Source organism: Pseudomonas nitroreducens, from assembly GCF_024170165.1.
In the GTDB taxonomy this organism is placed as follows: Bacteria; Pseudomonadota; Gammaproteobacteria; order Pseudomonadales; family Pseudomonadaceae; genus Pseudomonas; species Pseudomonas nitroreducens_C.
Genome location: NZ_JALJXP010000001.1, coordinates 376,766 through 392,803 on the forward strand (window position 1 = coordinate 376,766; position 16,038 = coordinate 392,803).

Sequence of the window (16,038 nt, forward strand, 5' to 3'; positions counted from 1 at the left end):
ATGCCTAGAGTCGCTGCAGGCTGACTCGATGGATGGTCAGAGAACCTTGCGCATCCAGGTAGGTGCGGATTTCGGTCTCATGGCGCTGTTCGTTGGTGAACTCGGCGCTCATCACTTCGCGGTTGCCGTCGGTGCCGATCAACTCGCCTCTGCCGAGTATCCCCTGGCCTCTGTCGAATGCAATGTCCCATTTCCCGGCCTGCGCCCCACGTGGGAGGTTGGTGGCGAACTCGATCTCTACCCGGTAGTGACCCGGTGGCAACTGCACGTACGGACCGAAGGTCACGAGCCCTGGGTGGCTTGCAGAAACTTCGCAGCCTGCGCCGGCGTGGCTTGAGTCCGGCCGGGGCAGCTTGCACGCGGGGTAATCGATTCGCTGCAGCGTTGCGCTGAAGGGCGGGCGTTCGAGGCCCAGAGTTGGTGTTGTGAACAGACAATCCACTGCGCAGGCTGACGCTTTCACCAGTTGTACATCGGCCGCGACCCCGGGAGCACAGACTCCTTTGCGGGAGAACAGGTAATCCATTTCCGGGCGGGCGACGCAGGCATCTACACCGTGATCCTTCAGGTACACCAGCAATCCGGCAGTGTCGGCCCACAGCGCTTCGTCCTGGGCGGAATAGTCCAGAGCGACCGGATGGTCGTATCGGCTGGCGAGAAAGTCACCGATCTCGCTGATTGCGCCATTACGCTCCAGGGGGGCCAGCGGCTGGCTCGCGAGCCAGAACACACCGACGGCGCCCAGGAACAGGGTGAGTGCCCTGCGCACGGTGGTCTGGGCAATGCTCAGCAAACCGGCATGAAGCAGCAGGCATCCCAGCGTTGCGGGGATCGCCAGGTAGTACAGGCCCATGAAGGGATACAGCGGTTTGGGCACCTTGAGGTGATAAAGCGCAAACGTGGCGCTCATGACGATTGCGACCAGCGCGGCGTGCGTCAATACCCGGCGCAGTGGCGAGGCAGTGTTCGAACTGGTGGCCAGCCAGAACAGCATCGACGGAATCAGCAGGGCGCCGGCCAGGTTCCAGAACGACAGGGTGTAGCCCAGGGATTCTGGCAGCCTGGCTGTTTCCAGGCCCCTGAGGGTTTGCTGTGCTCTCAGGACCCGCAGCGGGTTGCTGTCGGTGTGAAGCAGCAGATCAAGCAGAATCGGCAGGAAGAACAGCGCGCCTATGGCCAGGCTGATGGCCAGCCAACGCAGCGCTCGGCCTTGCTGCAGGCCGTCGCGTCGCAGCACGACCAGGGTTGTCACCCCGAGCAGCGGAAGCGTGGCAATCGGCATGCTGATGTACCCGTGAATCAGCACGCAGGCCATCAGCATCGCCAATGGCAGATAGCGCAGACCTTTGCCGAGCAGCAGCAGGATCGACAGGTAGAACACGGCAAAAGGCAGGATCAGGCGGTAGGGCATCCACGCGGAAACCAGGTTGCCACCAATCAGTATCGCCATCGGCAGCACAACAGCGACCGCCGTTGCCGAGAAGCGCTGCCCGAACAGCCGGGCGCTGCACCAGCCGGCCAACAGCAGGAAGCCGAAGTTGAAGACCAGTGCGCAGAGCAGCCAGCTGCTCGAGCGTGGCAGGTGAAAAACGTTGCCTACCTGTTCGAACAGCGCGTTGGCGTAAAGGAACACGGGGCCCGGGTGGTTGAAGCCGTAGCGCGAATAGTGCCCCGTCAGCAGGTAGCCCTCGTCGTGCAACTGATCCACCAGCAGCATGTCGGCGGCAAAATCTTCGACGGGCAACACTTCCTGCCCCAGCCTTCCCGCCGCGCCGTGCATTAGCGCGTACAGGCTCAGTGCAACGAAGAAGGCACAGACCAGCGATCTGAAGGGTAGCCTTGCGGAGCCGAGGGAGACACCTGGAGTCATGGATTCCTTTCCGAGGACAGGGGAAGTCAGTGCAGGCGCTCGATGGCCAGGGACATCACGCGCAGCTCCGCGTTGCCAGGCCAGGACACTCGGAACTCATAGGGTTCTGGCCGCGAGCGCTTCACGCGGAACTCGATTTCCTGATGGGCCACTGCCCCGGAGGTGCCGGGCAGCGATACTGCCATGAGCACAGGGTCCGACGAGCGCGGGCGATAGACGTCCCAGGTGGCCACGGACTCGCTGGAGGGCGCGCTGCCCTGATAGTTGATGCTCAGGCGATAACGGCCCTGGGGTAGCGTGACATAGGGGCCGAACGAGACGAAACCGGGAGCGTCTCGCTGAGGCAGGGCAAGTCTGCCCCAGCCATCCAGCTGCCCGGTCAACGCCGGCAATACCGCCGCAGGGAAGTGCAAGGGCGGTTCCTGATAGCGGCTGAACGAACCGGTCAGCGCCACGAGGACGACGATGCTGGCCAGAACATAGCGTGGGCGCAGCACTCCGGTGGCTGGTTTGCCGCGGAAAAGGTACCAGCCGTAGCCCATCAGCAGCGGCAGCAGCAGAGCGAACAGATAGTTGGGCGCATAGGTGGGTGCCCACTGAATGTCGTACAGCGCCGGCAGCCAGGTGGTGAGGCGGCCGTAGAAGACCGAATAGGCGCTGAGCCAGGTTTCCGTCGGGCGTTGATAGAGACTGACCCCGGACCAGGCGTAGCAGCGCCATGCGTAGGCCTGCAGGAAGATGAAAGCGATCAGCAGGATGACCAGTGGCCGCTTGCCGATGCGCTCCTTGAGGGGAGGAAGGGCCGCCAGGGTCGGTAGGAAAAGGCACAGGGCCGCGGACCAGCCGAAGCGCCCGGAAAACGAACCGCCGCCATACCAGTTCGGGTGCATGGCGTTGGGGACCAGCAAAGCCAGGAACACCAGTAGCCAGGTGCCCATCAGCATTGGCTCGCGTCGTGCGAGGGGTACGAGGAACAACGCTCCCAGCATCAGCATCGGGTTCTGCAGCAGCATGCCCTGGTTCTGATCGACCAGCAGGCCCACGAGCACCATCAGCGCATTCGCACTGATCTCCAGCGCATCGCTTTGATACGGCCCGCTCATCTTGCCGTAGGCGTAGAGGTTGTAGCTGGCAAGCAGCAGGATGGATAGACCGAAGGCCACGGGCCACAGCAGCGTCCGTATGGCGTCGCGCCGTTGCTGAATAGATAGCCAGGTAGCGGCCAGGACCAGAACAAGCCCGGCGGCGCTGAACTTGATCTGCAGCCAGGGCAGGAAAGCCACTGCCAGGGCGTAGCCGAGAACTGTCAGGGTGCGCCGCTGATACTGGGGGGTTGCCAGCCAATACAGGCCACTCAGGCAGATCAGGCCGGCCAGCAGGTCGGGGTAGATCTGGTTCGCGGCGGGGAGCATCGGCAGTGCCGTGGTCAAGGCGACGACCGCCAGCATGGCTAGTTTCGTCGAGGCGCCGTAGTGGCGGGACAGCTTCCAGGCCAGGACCACTCCCCAGCTGCTGAGCAGGATCATGAACAGCTTGCTGCCCAGCATTCCGCCCAGCTTCAAGGGCAATGCCAGCAACAGCGGGAGGCCGACGTTATGGCCGCTGAACAGCCCATTCGGGCCGGGTAGCCCGTGGCTGTTGGAGGGGCCGGGCACGGCATCGGCAGGCGCCAGCCCCGCCGGGAAAATGCGGCGCTCGGCGAACTCCCGCGCATAGGCCTGGCTGACGTCGAAACTGCCGTCTCGGGCGATACCGTCGGCGATGACCAGGTAGTGGGGCTCGTCCCCCGTGACCTGATTGAGGCCCTTGTGCTGCCACAGGGCCAGCGTGATGACGGCGAGGGCCAGATAAAGTCCGAGGCAGAGCCAGAGTCCTTTTTGCTTCAGCATCTGAGGCATCGCCTTACAGCGACAGCCGCTTGAAGATGAACTCCGGTATGGAACGGATGATCGCCATGATCAGGCACCAGAACCCTGGCGTGTAGAGCACGTCCTTGCTCTTGCCGATGGCTTTTTCGATGTCGCCGGCGACCTTCTCCGGGGTTGCCCAGAGCGGGCCCTTGGGGAAGGCGGCGGTCATCGGTGTATCGACGAAGCCGGGCTTGATGGTGAGCACCTGTACGCCCGACTTGTACAAGCGATTGCGCAGGCCCTGGAGGAAGATGCTCAGCGCACCCTTGGCGGTGCCGTAGATGTAATTGGACTGGCGGCCACGGTCGCCGGCGACCGAGCTGATCACGGCGATGCTGCCGTGGCCCTGGCGCTCGAAATGATTGGCCAGCGGAGTTAGCAGGCTGATCACGCTCAGGGCGTTGGTGTTCAGTTCGCTCAGGGTCAGCGCCACGTCCTGTTCGCAGGCCTTCTGGTCGCCCAGGGTGCCGTGGGCGATGAGGACCAGGTCGAGTCCGCCCAGTTGCTCGATCACATTGCCGATTACGGCCGTGTGGCGGGCGAAGTCATTGGCGTCGAAGATCTCGCTGTGGACGCTGCTGGCGCCGCGCACCTTGAGGTCTTCACTCAGGCTCGTCAGACGCTCCTGATTGCGCGCCAGCAGGAACAGCTCGGCGCCGCGGGAGGCGAAGCGGCGTGCAGTCGCTTCGGCGATGGCGGAGGTCGCGCCGATGACGAGGATCTTTTTCATTGTTGTCCTATTCCAGTCCTAGACGTTGGGCTTGCAGGGAAACGAACTTGCCGAGCGCGCCAAAGCGCTCGCGCAGCGCCTGAAACTCCTCCCAGCGCGGGTAGCTCTGGCGGAAGGTGTCCGCGCTCATGCGTGCGTCCTTGGCCAGGTAGAGGCGACCGCCGTGGTCCAGGACCTGGCGGTCCAGTTCGTCGAGCAGCGGCAACAGGTCGCTTTGCATCTTGAAGTCCAGCGCCAGGGTGTAGCCCTCCAGTGGAAATGACAGGGGCGAGTCATTGCCTGGGCCGAAGGCCTTGAGCACGGCGAGGAACGAACCGCGACCGGAGGCGGCGATCCGCTGCAGGATGCTGCTCAGTCCGTCGATGCCCGCCTCGCGCGGCAGGACGAACTGGTACTGGACGAAGCCCCCGCGCCCATACAGGCGATTCCACTGACCGATGCCGTCGAGTGGATAGAAGAAGCTCCGGTAATCAACTCGCTGCTCGCTGCGTCGGCGGCGTACACGGTGGAAGTACAGGCTATTGAAAGCCTGGATCGAATAGTGGTTGAGCAGCGCCGAGGGCGCGTCCATTGGAATGCTCAGCGGCAACCCGGTACTGACATGACGGTCCTGGTCGCGTGCATGCTCCCCGACCATCAGCAGGGAGCGGCCCAGGGCGGTACCTGAGGCGACGCAGTCGATCCAGGCGACCGAATAGGTGCTGCGGTGGTGCTCTTCGAACAGCTCCAGCGCCTGCTGGAGGTTCTGTGCCTTGTAAGTTACCTGCTCGATATGGGCGCTGCTGACGCGGCGCAGGCGCAGGGTCGCTTCCAGGATGACGCCGGTCAGTCCCATGCCGCCGCAGGTAGCCAGGAACAACTCCGGGTGTTCGCTGCGCGAGCAGTGCCGGACCTGGCCGTCGCCGCAGGCCAGGGTCAAGGAGTCGACGAATTCGCTGAAGCAGCCGTCCAGGTGGTGATTCTTGCCATGCACGTCGCTGGCGATGGCGCCGCCGACACTGACAAATCGCGTTCCCGGCGTCACTGCGAGGAACCAGCCGCGCGGCAGAAACACGTCGACGATATCCGCCAGGGTGACGCCTGCATCGCAGCGCAGCACGCCACTCTGTTCATCGAAGGCGCGCAGGCGATCGAACTGGCGCGTACCGAGGAGGGTGCCGCCAAGGGCGGCATCGCCATAGCTGCGGCCCATGCCGCGTGCCAGCAACTGGGGGGTCTCGGCAATCATCTGGCGAGCAGGTGTCTCGCCCAGGGGCGACTGCAGGTTGCAGTCACTGCGGGGGTAGCGCCCCCAACCGGACAGCTCCATCAGGCTGCACCCTGGCGAAAGACGAAGCGGCGGTCCAGCTCGTATTTGGTCACGTAGCCGATGGCCAGGCCGATCACGCCGCCCAGGTAGCGCATCTCCTTGGTGGCGAACAGGTGCTCGAAGCCGAACTCGAATCCCCAGAAAATGGCGGTGGTCACCACGCCCATCAACGCGTAGAGGATGAATGTCTTGCCGTCGTGTGCGGCATCGCGCGCGGTGAAGCGGAAGATGTAGCGCTTGTCGAGGATGTACTTCACCACCAGGCCCACGCCGGTGCCGATGAGGATCGACAGCGCGATGTGGTAGGGGCCGGAGTACAGTCGGGTAGTGATGTCTTGGGAGAGTATGTTGGCAACGGTTGCGATTGCCGCCAATAACGTGTAGATCAACGCAAGTTTCATCGATGCTTTCGCGTGAGCCGTCCGAGGCAAGTGGCGTGAATCCTACCGCACGCTTTATCGTCCCTCCAGTGTGCCGCAATGAAGCGGAATCCGAGTCCTCCCGGTGAGTGGTTCACCGGAGCGAGCTTCAGATGCTCGCGCCGCCCAGGCCGGAACGAGTACCGTCGGGCCGAGTCACAGCCATTGTCCGGAGCCTTCCTGGCAGGCGAACCTGGTGCGCAGTTCTGCGTGACCGACCGGTCAGCCATTGTCGGTTTTTATTTCATGGAACAATCAGAGAGACTGGCCTTTGAACAAGCGATTACTGGTGACAGGGCTTTCCGGTTTCGTGGGCACCCAACTGCGGGCGTCGTTGGGACCGCAATGGCAGTTGATGGAGCTGCCGCGCCTGGACCTGGCCGAGCCTGGGGCTTTCGATGAGTACCTGCGCGACGATGTGCCTGACGCCGTGATTCACCTGGCGGGCCAGACGTTCGTGCCGCAGGCGTTCCGTGATCCTGCCGGAACCTTGCAGGTGAACCTCGTCGGTACGCTGAACCTGCTCGAGTCGCTCAAGCGTTGCGGCTTTTCCGGTGCGTTTCTGTATGTCAGCTCCGGGGATGTCTACGGACAGGTGAGCGAGGATCAGCTGCCGGTTACCGAGTTGCAGTTGCCCAGGCCGAGGAATCCCTACGGCGTGAGCAAGCTTTCGGCGGAGTTGCTCTGCCAGCAGTGGAGCTTCGCAGAGCCTTGGCGCATGATGGTGGCACGCCCGTTCAACCACGTGGGAATGGGCCAGAAGGCCGATTTCGTGATACCGGCGGTCGCAAGGCAACTCGCGCGTATTCGTCATGGATTGCAGGACGCGTGTATCGAGGTAGGGGACATCGATGTCACCCGCGACTTCCTCGATGTGCGTGATGTTTTGTCGGCCTACTTCGCATTGCTCGAAAAGGGGCGTTCGGGGGAGGTGTACAACGTTTGTTCGGGCCAGGAGTATCGCCTGCGCGACCTGATCGGCCAGATGGCCGCGCTGGCCGGCGTGGAGTTGCAGATCCGTCAGGATCCGCAGAAGCTGCGCAAGGCCGAGCAAAGGCGTGTTCGGGGCAGCAACGCCAAGCTGCAGCGTGAGACCGGCTGGAAGCCGGTTCACGGGATGGAGCAGATCCTGCGGGATGTCCTGGCTGACTGGGATGTCCGCGCCTTGCAGGAGTGACAGCGGTCGCACTGGGTTTGCGACCACTGCTGGCGATACCTGTCGCCGGTTCAGGACCCCGCCAGGCCTGCCAGGGGGAACGGGGTCCCAGGTAATGTGCAGTACGCGGAGGCATCGCTCGGGTGGAAGCCGATCGAGTCTCCGACATAACTAAAACGAGCTCGCAGCGCTTTCATCTGCGGGCCATCACGGATGCTAGAAGAATGACAAAAAGTGCTCTGATCACCGGCCTGACCGGCCAGGATGGCGCCTACCTTGCGAAACTGCTGCTGGAAAAGGGCTACAAGGTCCATGGTCTGGTAGCTCGCCGCAGCAGCGATACGCGCTGGCGCTTGCGTGAACTGGGGATCGAGTCCGAGGTGATCTACCTCGATGGCGATCTGGCTGACGCTTCCTCCGTGCAGCGTGCCGTGATCAAGGCCAAGCCGGACGAGCTCTACAACCTCGGTGCTCAGAGTTTTGTCGGCAGCTCCTGGGACCAGCCGGTCACTACCGGCATCGTCGACGGTCTGGGCGTGACCCATCTGCTGGAAGCCATCCGCCAGTTCAATCCGGAAACGCGCTTCTACCAGGCATCCACCAGCGAGATGTTCGGCCTGATCCAGGCCGAGCGGCAGGACGAGAACACGCCGTTCTACCCGCGCAGCCCCTACGGCGTGGCCAAGCTCTATGGTCACTGGATCACCGTGAACTACCGCGAGAGCTTCAAGCTCCACGCCTCCAGCGGCATCCTCTTCAACCATGAATCACCGCTGCGCGGCATCGAATTCGTCACGCGCAAGGTCACCGATGCGGTGGCCCGCATCAAGCTGGGCAAGCAGAACGAACTGCGCCTGGGCAACATCGACGCCAAGCGTGACTGGGGCTTCGCCGGCGATTATGTCGAAGCCATGTGGCTGATGCTGCAGCAGGAGCAGCCGGATGATTACGTGGTCGCCACCGGCGTGACCACCACGGTCCGCGAGATGTGCCGCATCGCCTTCGAATATGTAGGTCTGAAGTACCAGGATCATGTGGTGATCGACCCGGCCTTCTTCCGCCCGGCGGAAGTGGACGTGCTGCTGGGTAACCCTGGAAAGGCCGAGCGAGTGTTGGGCTGGAGCCCCAAGACCAGCCTGGAGAACCTTATCCACATGATGGTCGACGCCGACCTGCGTCGCGTTGGCAAGGAGTGATTCATGCTCGTCCCTGTCATCCTTTCCGGTGGAGCCGGCACCCGGTTGTGGCCGGTCTCCCGTGAAGGGCAGCCCAAGCCGTTCATGGCAATGCCCGACGGGCAATCGCTGCTGAGCAAGACGTATCGGCGCGCCGCCAGCCTGCTGGGGGCGGACGGACACATCGTCACGGTGACCAACCGTGACTACTACTTCCAGAGCAAGGATCATTTCCAGTCGGCCAAGCTGCGCCAGCGCGGCCACTTCATCCTTGAACCGGCTGGTCGCAACACCGCGCCGGCCATCGCGGTTGCCGCCCTGGCGCTGCGTGCCCTGCATGGCGATGACGTGACCATGGTGGTCATGCCGGCGGATCACCTGATCCGTGATGTCGAGACCTTCGGCCGCTGCGTCGAGCACGCCGTGGAGCTGGCCGAGGCGGGGCAGCTGGTGACTTTCGGTGTGGTGCCCAACGCGCCGGAAACCGGCTTCGGCTACATCGAAATGGGCGATGCGCTGGATACCAAGGGTGGCAGCCGGGTGAAGCGCTTCGTCGAGAAGCCCGATCTGGATACCGCCAAGGGCTTCCTGCAGGCCGGTACCTTCCTGTGGAACTCCGGCATGTTCTGCTTCACCGTCGGCACCTTCATCAGCGAGCTGGAGAAGTACGCGCCGCAGATGCTCGAACTGGCCATCGGTTGCCAGATGGCCAGCCAACCGGCCGAGTTCGGCAACCTGGTGCAGCAGGAGCTGCCTTCGGAGCACTTCTGCGCGCTGGAGGACATTTCCATCGACTACGCGCTGATGGAGCGCTCCGACCGCGTCGCCGTGATCCCGGCCGCGTTCGACTGGAGCGACATCGGTTCCTGGACTGCCATGAGCGCGCTGGTGGAGGCCGATGCCGACAACAACCGGGCGACGGGCAATGCCATCTTCGTCGACAGCAAGAACAACTACGTGCAGAGCGAAGATCGCCTGATCGCCACCGTCGGCGTAGAAGGGCTGATCGTGGTCGAGACGGCGGACGCGATCCTAGTCGCCAACGCCGAGCGCGCGCAGGACGTTCGCAAGGTGGTCAAGCAGCTCAAGGACACCGAGAACGAGGCCTATCGCCTGCACCGCACCGTCAGTCGTCCCTGGGGTACCTACACCGTTCTCGAGGAAGGCCCGCGCTTCAAGATCAAGCGCATCGTGGTCAAGGCCGGTGCCGCCCTGTCGCTGCAGATGCACCATCACCGCAGCGAGCACTGGGTCGTGGTGCAGGGCATGGCCAAGGTCACCAACGGCGAGTCCGTGCGGTTGGTGAACAGCAACGAGTCCACCTACATCCCCGCAGGGCATCGCCATCGCCTGGAAAACCCGGGCGTGATCGACCTGGTGATGATCGAGGTGCAGAGCGGCGAATACCTGGGTGAGGACGATATCGTCCGCTTCGAGGATATCTACGGCAGGATCGTCTGATGTCGCTGAGCAGTCTGAAAGGCACCTGGCAGTACCGCGGTTTCATCGTGGGCAGCGTGCGGCGGGAATTCGAGTCGCGTTATCGCGGCTCGTTGCTCGGAGCGGCCTGGACCATCCTCAATCCGCTGGCGATGATCCTGGTGTATACGGTGATCTTCTCCGAGGTGATGCGTGCGCGCCTGCCGGGCGTGGACGACAAGATGGCCTACAGCGTGTTCCTCTGCGCGGGCCTGCTGACCTGGGGTTTGTTCTCCGAGGTGGTCAGCCGCTGCCTGAACATGTTCCTCGAGAACGCCAACCTGCTGAAGAAGCTGAGCTTCCCGCGCCTCTGCCTGCCGGTGGTGAGCGTCTGCAGTGCGTCGCTGAATTTCGCCATCATCTTCGCGTTGTTCATCGGCTTCCTGCTCATCACCGGGCGCCTGCCCGGTGTTGCGCTGCTGTCGTTCCCGCTGCTGCTGGCGCTGCAACTGATGTTCGCGGTCGGCCTGGGCATGCTGGTCGGCGTGCTCAATGTGTTCTTCCGTGATGTCGGACAGCTGTTCGGGATTCTCCTGCAGTTCTGGTTCTGGCTCACCCCTATCGTCTACCCGCTGACCATCCTGCCGGAGTCGATCGGCCGGCTGGTGCAGCTCAATCCGCTGACCGGCCTGATGCAGGCCTACCAGAACCTGTTTCTCCACGGCCAGTGGCCGCAGCTCTCGCAGTTGCTGCCGGTCACGGTTTCCGGCGCCCTGCTGTGCGTGCTGGCCATGATGTTGTACCGCGCACGCGCGGGAGAAATGGTGGACGAACTCTGATGGGCCATATCCGTATTCAGCAACTGGGCAAGGCCTACCGTCAGTACCCTAAGCGCTGGTCGCGTCTGGTCGAGTGGATCGCTCCCGGTGACAAGCCGCGGCACCACAAGCATTGGGTCCTGCAGAACATTTCCCTGGAGATCGCGCCGGGCGAGGCGGTCGGTATCGTCGGTTCCAATGGCGCCGGCAAGAGCACCCTGCTCAAGATCATCACCGGCACTACGCAGCCCACCAGCGGCACCTGCGAGGTCGGTGGATCGGTATCGGCCCTGCTCGAACTGGGCATGGGCTTCCACCCGGAGTTCACCGGCCGGCAGAACGTCTACATGGCTGCGCAACTGCTCGGCCTGCAGCGTGAAGAGATCGACACACTGTTTCCGCAGATCGAGGCCTTCGCCGAAATCGGCGACGCCATCGACCAGCCGGTGCGCACCTACTCCAGCGGCATGCAAATGCGCCTGGCGTTCAGCGTGGCCACTGCGCGGCGCCCGGATGTGCTGATCATCGACGAGGCCCTGTCGGTCGGCGACTCGTATTTCCAGCACAAGAGCTTCGAGCGCATCCGCAGCTTCCGTCGGGCCGGCACCACGCTGCTGATCGTGTCCCATGACCGCTTCTCCATTCAGTCCATCTGCGATCGCGCGGTGTTGCTCGAGTTCGGCCAGGTGGCGATGCAGGGCGACCCGGAAATGGTCATGGACTACTACCACGCGCGGATGGGCGAGGGGCTCAACCACCTTGTGCGCCAGGAGATGCTGGCCAACGGCAAGGCCCGGACCATCTCCGGTACCGGCGAGGCGGAAATCGAATCGGTAAGGTTGCTGGATGCTGGCGGCAAGGATATCGACCTGGTCGAAGTCGGCCACGACGTCGTGCTGGAGGTCGGTGTAAGGGTCTGCCAGGACGTCGACCGGCTGGTGCTCGGCTTCATGCTCAAGGACCGGCTCGGACAGGCGATGTATGGCATCAACTCGCACCGCCTCAAGCAGGTGCAGAAGGGGCTGAAGACCGGAGATCGGCTGGTCTACCGCTATGCCTTCCCCATGCGGCTTGGAGCGGGCAACTATTCGGTGTCGTTGAGCCTTTCGCGGCTCGACTCGCACCTTGACGGCAATTACGAGTGGCGGGACTGCGCGATGATCTTCCATGTGGTCAACAGCACGCGCGAGAACTTCATCGGTTACTCCTGGCTGGATGCCCGCGCCAGTATCGAGCATTTCCCCAGCGATTCCCTGGTTCACCGCAGTGGAGAGCACTCCTGATGCGCCTGCTCGTCGAATGCACTTATGTCTTCGAACATCCCCATGTGAACTCCGGTATCCAGCGCGTGGTGCGCAATGTCATCCGTCACCTGGAACAGGGTGAGGGCGGTGTCGAGTGTATTCCTGTGGCTTTCATCCGCGGCCGCATGTATCGAGTGCTTCACCTGGCTCCGCTGTCCGGCAAGGAACTGCCCTGGCACAGCCGTATGAAAGTCGCACTGGAGCAACTGCGCAACGACTATTGGGTATGGCATGCCGGCCTGGAAAGGCGTTGGCCGATGAGCCGCTGGCACAATGCGCGACGTGCACTCTATGTGGTCTGCAAGCTCGCCAGCCTGGTGATTACCCTGCCCTTGCGTTTTGCCATGTTCGCCTCGCGCAACCATGTGGTGCCGGAGCGCCTGGAGCCTCTCGACACCTGCCCGGGTGACCACTTGCTGCTGCTGGACTCTTCCTGGCACGCGGACTTCTTCCCGGTGGCCGAGCGGTTGAAGGCGCAAGGGGTCGGCCTGGTCTCGGTGATATACGACCTGATCCCCTCGACCCACCCGCAGTTCTGCGATGCTGGCCTGGTGAAGGTCTTCGATCGCTGGTTCGACTGGATTGCCGAGATGGCCGACGGCTTCATCTGCATCTCGACGACCATTCGCGACCAGGTGCGAGCGGAGATCGTGCGACGCCGCGGTGAGGAATCGGCGCAGAAGCTCTGGTTTGACCACTTCTATCTGGGCTCGGAGCTGGACCTGGTGCGTGATACTTCCGCGCTGGACGGCAAGCTCACGAGGATGTTCGATGACGGCGACCCGGTCTATCTCATGGTCAGCACCATCGAGCCGCGGAAGAATCACGTTTATCTGCTCGACGCCTTCGATCTGCTCTGGGCTGAGGGCTCCAACGCCCGGTTGTGCATCATCGGTCGCATCGGTTGGAAGTGCGAAGACCTGATCGCGCGCATCCGCAGCCATCCCGAGCTGAACAAGCGCCTGTTCATGTTCAACAAGCTCAATGACCGTGGCCTTGAGTATGCCTACGCGCATTCGCGCGCCCTGGTGTTCCCGTCCTACGTGGAAGGTTTCGGCTTGCCTCTGGTCGAGGCGATGCAACGCAATCTGCCGGTTATGGCCAGTGACATTCCGGTGTTTCGCGAGGTCGGTGGCGACTTCGTCGCGTACTTCGATCTGCAGCAGCCCGCTTCCCTGGCGGCGCTGGTCCAGGAGTACGAGACTGCAGACCGATTCCCGGCTACCCGCGCCGTGTCTGAATGGCGTTGGCTGGGTTGGCGGGACGCCAGCCGACAGCTGGTGGGGCGTGTATTGATTGCGCTGTCGCCGCGCCGATCGGCTCCGCTGGAGCCTGAAGTTGAAGTGAGCTGAGCGTGCACGTTGCTCTGAACGCCCGCATCCTCAAGGCGCCGAGAACCGGTATTGGCCAGTACGTGTCGTCCCTGACCCAGGCGTTGCAGGAACAGGCGGAAGTCAGCCTGCAGTTGTTCCTGGGCCGTCAGTGGTCGATCGATCTGCCGCCGGCCCCGATGCCCGGCTATTCCCGCCGCGCCGCGCTGGCCAAGCGGGTGCCCGCTGCCTACCGTATTCGCCGCTGGCTGGAGCAGGGAAGTTTCGATCGCGGGCTGCGTCAGCGCTCGATCGACCTCTACCACGAGCCCAGCCTGTGGCCGCTGGAGTTCGACGGCCCGATGGTCATGACCCTGCACGACCTGACGCATGTGCATTACCCGCACACCCAACCCGCCGATCGTCTGGCCGAAATCGAACGCCACGTTGGCCGTGGCGTCGAGCGTGCACAAGTGGTACTGACGGATTCCGAGCATGTCGCCACAGAGGTCCGCCAGCATTTCGCCCTACCCGATGAGCGTGTGGTGGTGGCGCCGCTGGGTTACGCACCGCGCTTCCGCCCTCGCTCGGAAGCGGAGCTGGCGAGCACGCTGGCATCGTTTGGATTGTCGGCGGGGCAGTACCTGATCTGCGTCGGCACACTGGAGCCGCGCAAGAACCTTCAGTTGGCGCTGCGGGCCCATGCCCTGCTGCCGGCAAAGCTGCGCTCGCGCTTGCCTTTGGTGATAGTCGGAATGCCAGGCTGGCGCAGCGAAGGCCTCGATGAGACGCTGGATGTCGCCGTGAAAGGTGGCTGGGCAAAGGTGCTGGGCTACCAGAGTGACGAAGTGCTGGCGCAGTTGCTGGCCGGGGCGAAGGCCTTGCTCTTCCCGTCGCTGTACGAAGGCTTCGGCCTGCCCGTGCTGGAAGCGATGGCCAGTGGCGTGCCGGTATTACTGACTCGGACTTCCTCGCTGCCGGAAGTGGCGGGGGAGGCGGGCATCTATGTCGATGCCCATGATCCGCAGGAAATGTGTCACGCCCTGCAGGAACTGGTGGACGACTCTTCTCTCGGGCAGCGCTGCCGGGTGCTGGGGCTCGAGAGGGCCCGGCACTTCAGCTGGCAGCGATGCGCCCGGATAACCAGCGAAGCCTACCGAAAGGCTGTAGGAGGCTGAATGCGCGTACTGCACTTCTTCAAGACCTATCTGCCGGACTCCGTGGGGGGCATCGAGCAGGTGATCAACCAGCTCTGCCGTACCGGGCGGCAACATGACATCGAGCACCAGGTACTGACCCTGAGCCCGAATCCCGAGCCCGCCGAGCTGATGGTCGACGGGCATCGCGTCTACCGGGCGCGCCTCGACCTGCAACTGGCATCCACCGGCTTTTCCTACAGTGTCGTGCCGCAGTTCCGCCGGCTCGCAGCAGAAGCGGACATCATCAATTTCCACTTCCCCTGGCCGTTCATGGATGTGGTGCATCTGCTGGCGGGCATCGACAAGCCGACCGTGGTGACCTACCACTCGGATATCGTTCGCCAGCGGCACCTGTTCAAGCTTTACCAGCCGCTGATGCACCGCTTCCTCGGCAGCGTGGACCGCATCGTCGCGGCTTCGCCCAACTACCTGGGCTCCAGCGAGACCCTGCGTCGCTACCGGGACAAGGCAGAAGTCATTCCCTATGGACTGGACAAGCAGGCTTATCCCGTCCCCTCTCAGGAATGCACGGCACGCTGGCGCCAAGAGGTAGGAGAACAGTTCTTCCTGTTCGTCGGCGTGATGCGCTACTACAAGGGCCTGCACATCCTGCTGGAAGCCGTGCAGGGAACCGGGTACCCGGTGGTGATAGTCGGGGCCGGGCCGCTGGAACTGGAGCTGAAGGCACAGGCGGCGGCGTTGGGCGTCGAGTCCCACGTGCGCTTTGTCGGCCGCGTCAGCGAAGAGGACAAGGTCGCCCTGCTGCAACTGTCGCGGGCAATCGTCTTCCCTTCGCACCTGCGCTCGGAAGCCTTCGGCATCTCCCTGCTGGAAGGCGCGATGTACGGCAAGCCGATGATTTCCAGCGAGATTGGCACTGGGACCAGTTTCATCAATGCCAACGGGCTGACCGGACTGGTGGTGCCACCGAGCGATCCTCTGGCGTTCCGTCAGGCGATGAAATGGTGTTGGGAAAATCCACAGGCGGCTGCAGAAATGGGCCGGCACGCGGAAGCTCGCTATCAGGAGCTGTTCACGGCTGAGGCGATGGGGCGCGTCTGGGCAGATCTGTATCGCAATCTGCTGGACGAGAGGGCGGAGAAGGAAGGGCTGTTGCCCGAAGGTCGCTCGGGCTGAGCGACCAGGGCAAAGAACTTACCAGTACAGTTACGGCGAGCCTGGAGAGTGTGGCTCAGTTGTACTGTTGAATCAGCGCCAGAACGGCTTGTTCAGTTCGGCGTAACGCTGGGCTTCGCTGATACCGGCGTCGGCCAGCAGGCGGGAGTCCAGACGGGCCAGCTGACGGCGGCTTTCCATGCGGCGCTGCCACAGGCGGACGGTGCCGACGAGGCCACGATGGGCGCTGGAGGTGCTACGGGTGGTGCTCAGAGCTGCGGAACCGAGGGTACGTTCCATGGT

Annotated in this window: 14 protein-coding genes; 8 read left to right on the top strand and 6 right to left on the bottom strand. The window is 63.2% G+C overall.

Features of this window, described 5'->3' with window-relative positions:
• Positions 1-4: 4 nt before the first annotated feature.
• The 5 genes from J2T47_RS01645 to J2T47_RS01665 are packed head-to-tail and all read right to left on the bottom strand — an operon-like array spanning position 5 to position 6,220.
• A complete protein-coding gene (locus tag J2T47_RS01645; RefSeq protein ID WP_253441852.1) occupies positions 5-1,870 on the bottom strand; it encodes a hypothetical protein in 1,866 nt (621 codons plus the stop codon).
• Between the two features lie 26 nt (positions 1,871-1,896).
• Positions 1,897-3,759, bottom strand: a complete 1,863-nt coding sequence (locus J2T47_RS01650; RefSeq protein ID WP_253441853.1) for a hypothetical protein — start codon at positions 3,757-3,759, stop codon at positions 1,897-1,899.
• A gap of 13 nt (positions 3,760-3,772) precedes the next feature.
• Positions 3,773-4,510, bottom strand: coding sequence for an SDR family oxidoreductase (locus J2T47_RS01655; RefSeq protein ID WP_253441855.1), 738 nt, complete (start codon positions 4,508-4,510; stop codon positions 3,773-3,775).
• A 7-nt stretch (positions 4,511-4,517) separates the two neighbouring features.
• Complete coding sequence (locus tag J2T47_RS01660; protein WP_253441857.1) at positions 4,518-5,819, bottom strand: FAD-binding oxidoreductase; 1,302 nt, start codon at positions 5,817-5,819, stop codon at positions 4,518-4,520.
• Positions 5,819-6,220, bottom strand: coding sequence for a GtrA family protein (locus tag J2T47_RS01665; protein WP_253441859.1), 402 nt, complete (start codon positions 6,218-6,220; stop codon positions 5,819-5,821). Before J2T47_RS01665 ends, J2T47_RS01660 begins: the two co-directional genes overlap by 1 nt.
• Before the next feature lie 289 nt (positions 6,221-6,509).
• Here J2T47_RS01665 and J2T47_RS01670 point away from each other — a divergent pair, with 289 nt between their 5' ends.
• The 8 genes from J2T47_RS01670 to J2T47_RS01705 all read left to right on the top strand — a co-directional run bounded on the left by J2T47_RS01670 (position 6,510) and on the right by J2T47_RS01705 (position 15,756).
• The gene (locus tag J2T47_RS01670) at positions 6,510-7,415 is read left to right on the top strand and encodes a GDP-mannose 4,6-dehydratase (protein WP_253441861.1); all 906 of its coding nucleotides are present in this window, start codon (positions 6,510-6,512) and stop codon (positions 7,413-7,415) included.
• A 203-nt stretch (positions 7,416-7,618) separates the two neighbouring features.
• Entirely contained in the window at positions 7,619-8,590 is a 972-nt protein-coding gene (gene gmd, locus J2T47_RS01675) for a GDP-mannose 4,6-dehydratase (RefSeq protein WP_138213375.1), read from the top strand.
• A gap of 3 nt (positions 8,591-8,593) precedes the next feature.
• Positions 8,594-10,030, top strand: a complete 1,437-nt coding sequence (locus J2T47_RS01680) for a mannose-1-phosphate guanylyltransferase/mannose-6-phosphate isomerase (RefSeq protein ID WP_253441863.1) — start codon at positions 8,594-8,596, stop codon at positions 10,028-10,030.
• Positions 10,030-10,827, top strand: coding sequence for an ABC transporter permease (locus J2T47_RS01685; protein ID WP_253441865.1), 798 nt, complete (start codon positions 10,030-10,032; stop codon positions 10,825-10,827). Before J2T47_RS01680 ends, J2T47_RS01685 begins: the two co-directional genes overlap by 1 nt.
• Positions 10,827-12,089, top strand: coding sequence for an ABC transporter ATP-binding protein (locus tag J2T47_RS01690; protein WP_253441868.1), 1,263 nt, complete (start codon positions 10,827-10,829; stop codon positions 12,087-12,089). Before J2T47_RS01685 ends, J2T47_RS01690 begins: the two co-directional genes overlap by 1 nt.
• Complete coding sequence (locus J2T47_RS01695; RefSeq protein WP_253442695.1) at positions 12,086-13,462, top strand: glycosyltransferase family 4 protein; 1,377 nt, start codon at positions 12,086-12,088, stop codon at positions 13,460-13,462. The genes J2T47_RS01690 and J2T47_RS01695 overlap by 4 nt, the downstream gene beginning before the upstream one ends.
• A gap of 2 nt (positions 13,463-13,464) precedes the next feature.
• The gene (locus J2T47_RS01700; RefSeq protein WP_253441870.1) at positions 13,465-14,598 is read left to right on the top strand and encodes a glycosyltransferase family 4 protein; all 1,134 of its coding nucleotides are present in this window, start codon (positions 13,465-13,467) and stop codon (positions 14,596-14,598) included.
• The gene (locus tag J2T47_RS01705; RefSeq protein ID WP_253441872.1) at positions 14,599-15,756 is read left to right on the top strand and encodes a glycosyltransferase family 4 protein; all 1,158 of its coding nucleotides are present in this window, start codon (positions 14,599-14,601) and stop codon (positions 15,754-15,756) included.
• A gap of 72 nt (positions 15,757-15,828) precedes the next feature.
• On the opposite strand, the gene J2T47_RS01710 is transcribed toward J2T47_RS01705, so the two are convergent.
• Positions 15,829-16,035, bottom strand: coding sequence for a DUF1127 domain-containing protein (locus J2T47_RS01710; RefSeq protein ID WP_015474893.1), 207 nt, complete (start codon positions 16,033-16,035; stop codon positions 15,829-15,831).
• Between the last annotated feature and the right edge of the window lie 3 nt (positions 16,036-16,038).

Coding starts and splice junctions, on each gene's coding strand:
- J2T47_RS01645 (WP_253441852.1), bottom strand. CDS start 1,870: ATGACTCCAGGTGTCTCCCTCGGCTCCGCAAGGCTACCCTTCAGATCG.
- J2T47_RS01650 (WP_253441853.1), bottom strand. CDS start 3,759: ATGCTGAAGCAAAAAGGACTCTGGCTCTGCCTCGGACTTTATCTGGCC.
- J2T47_RS01655 (WP_253441855.1), bottom strand. CDS start 4,510: ATGAAAAAGATCCTCGTCATCGGCGCGACCTCCGCCATCGCCGAAGCG.
- J2T47_RS01660 (WP_253441857.1), bottom strand. CDS start 5,819: ATGGAGCTGTCCGGTTGGGGGCGCTACCCCCGCAGTGACTGCAACCTG.
- J2T47_RS01665 (WP_253441859.1), bottom strand. CDS start 6,220: ATGAAACTTGCGTTGATCTACACGTTATTGGCGGCAATCGCAACCGTT.
- gmd (WP_138213375.1), top strand. CDS start 7,619: ATGACAAAAAGTGCTCTGATCACCGGCCTGACCGGCCAGGATGGCGCC.
- J2T47_RS01680 (WP_253441863.1), top strand. CDS start 8,594: ATGCTCGTCCCTGTCATCCTTTCCGGTGGAGCCGGCACCCGGTTGTGG.
- J2T47_RS01685 (WP_253441865.1), top strand. CDS start 10,030: ATGTCGCTGAGCAGTCTGAAAGGCACCTGGCAGTACCGCGGTTTCATC.
- J2T47_RS01690 (WP_253441868.1), top strand. CDS start 10,827: ATGGGCCATATCCGTATTCAGCAACTGGGCAAGGCCTACCGTCAGTAC.
- J2T47_RS01705 (WP_253441872.1), top strand. CDS start 14,599: ATGCGCGTACTGCACTTCTTCAAGACCTATCTGCCGGACTCCGTGGGG.
- J2T47_RS01710 (WP_015474893.1), bottom strand. CDS start 16,035: ATGGAACGTACCCTCGGTTCCGCAGCTCTGAGCACCACCCGTAGCACC.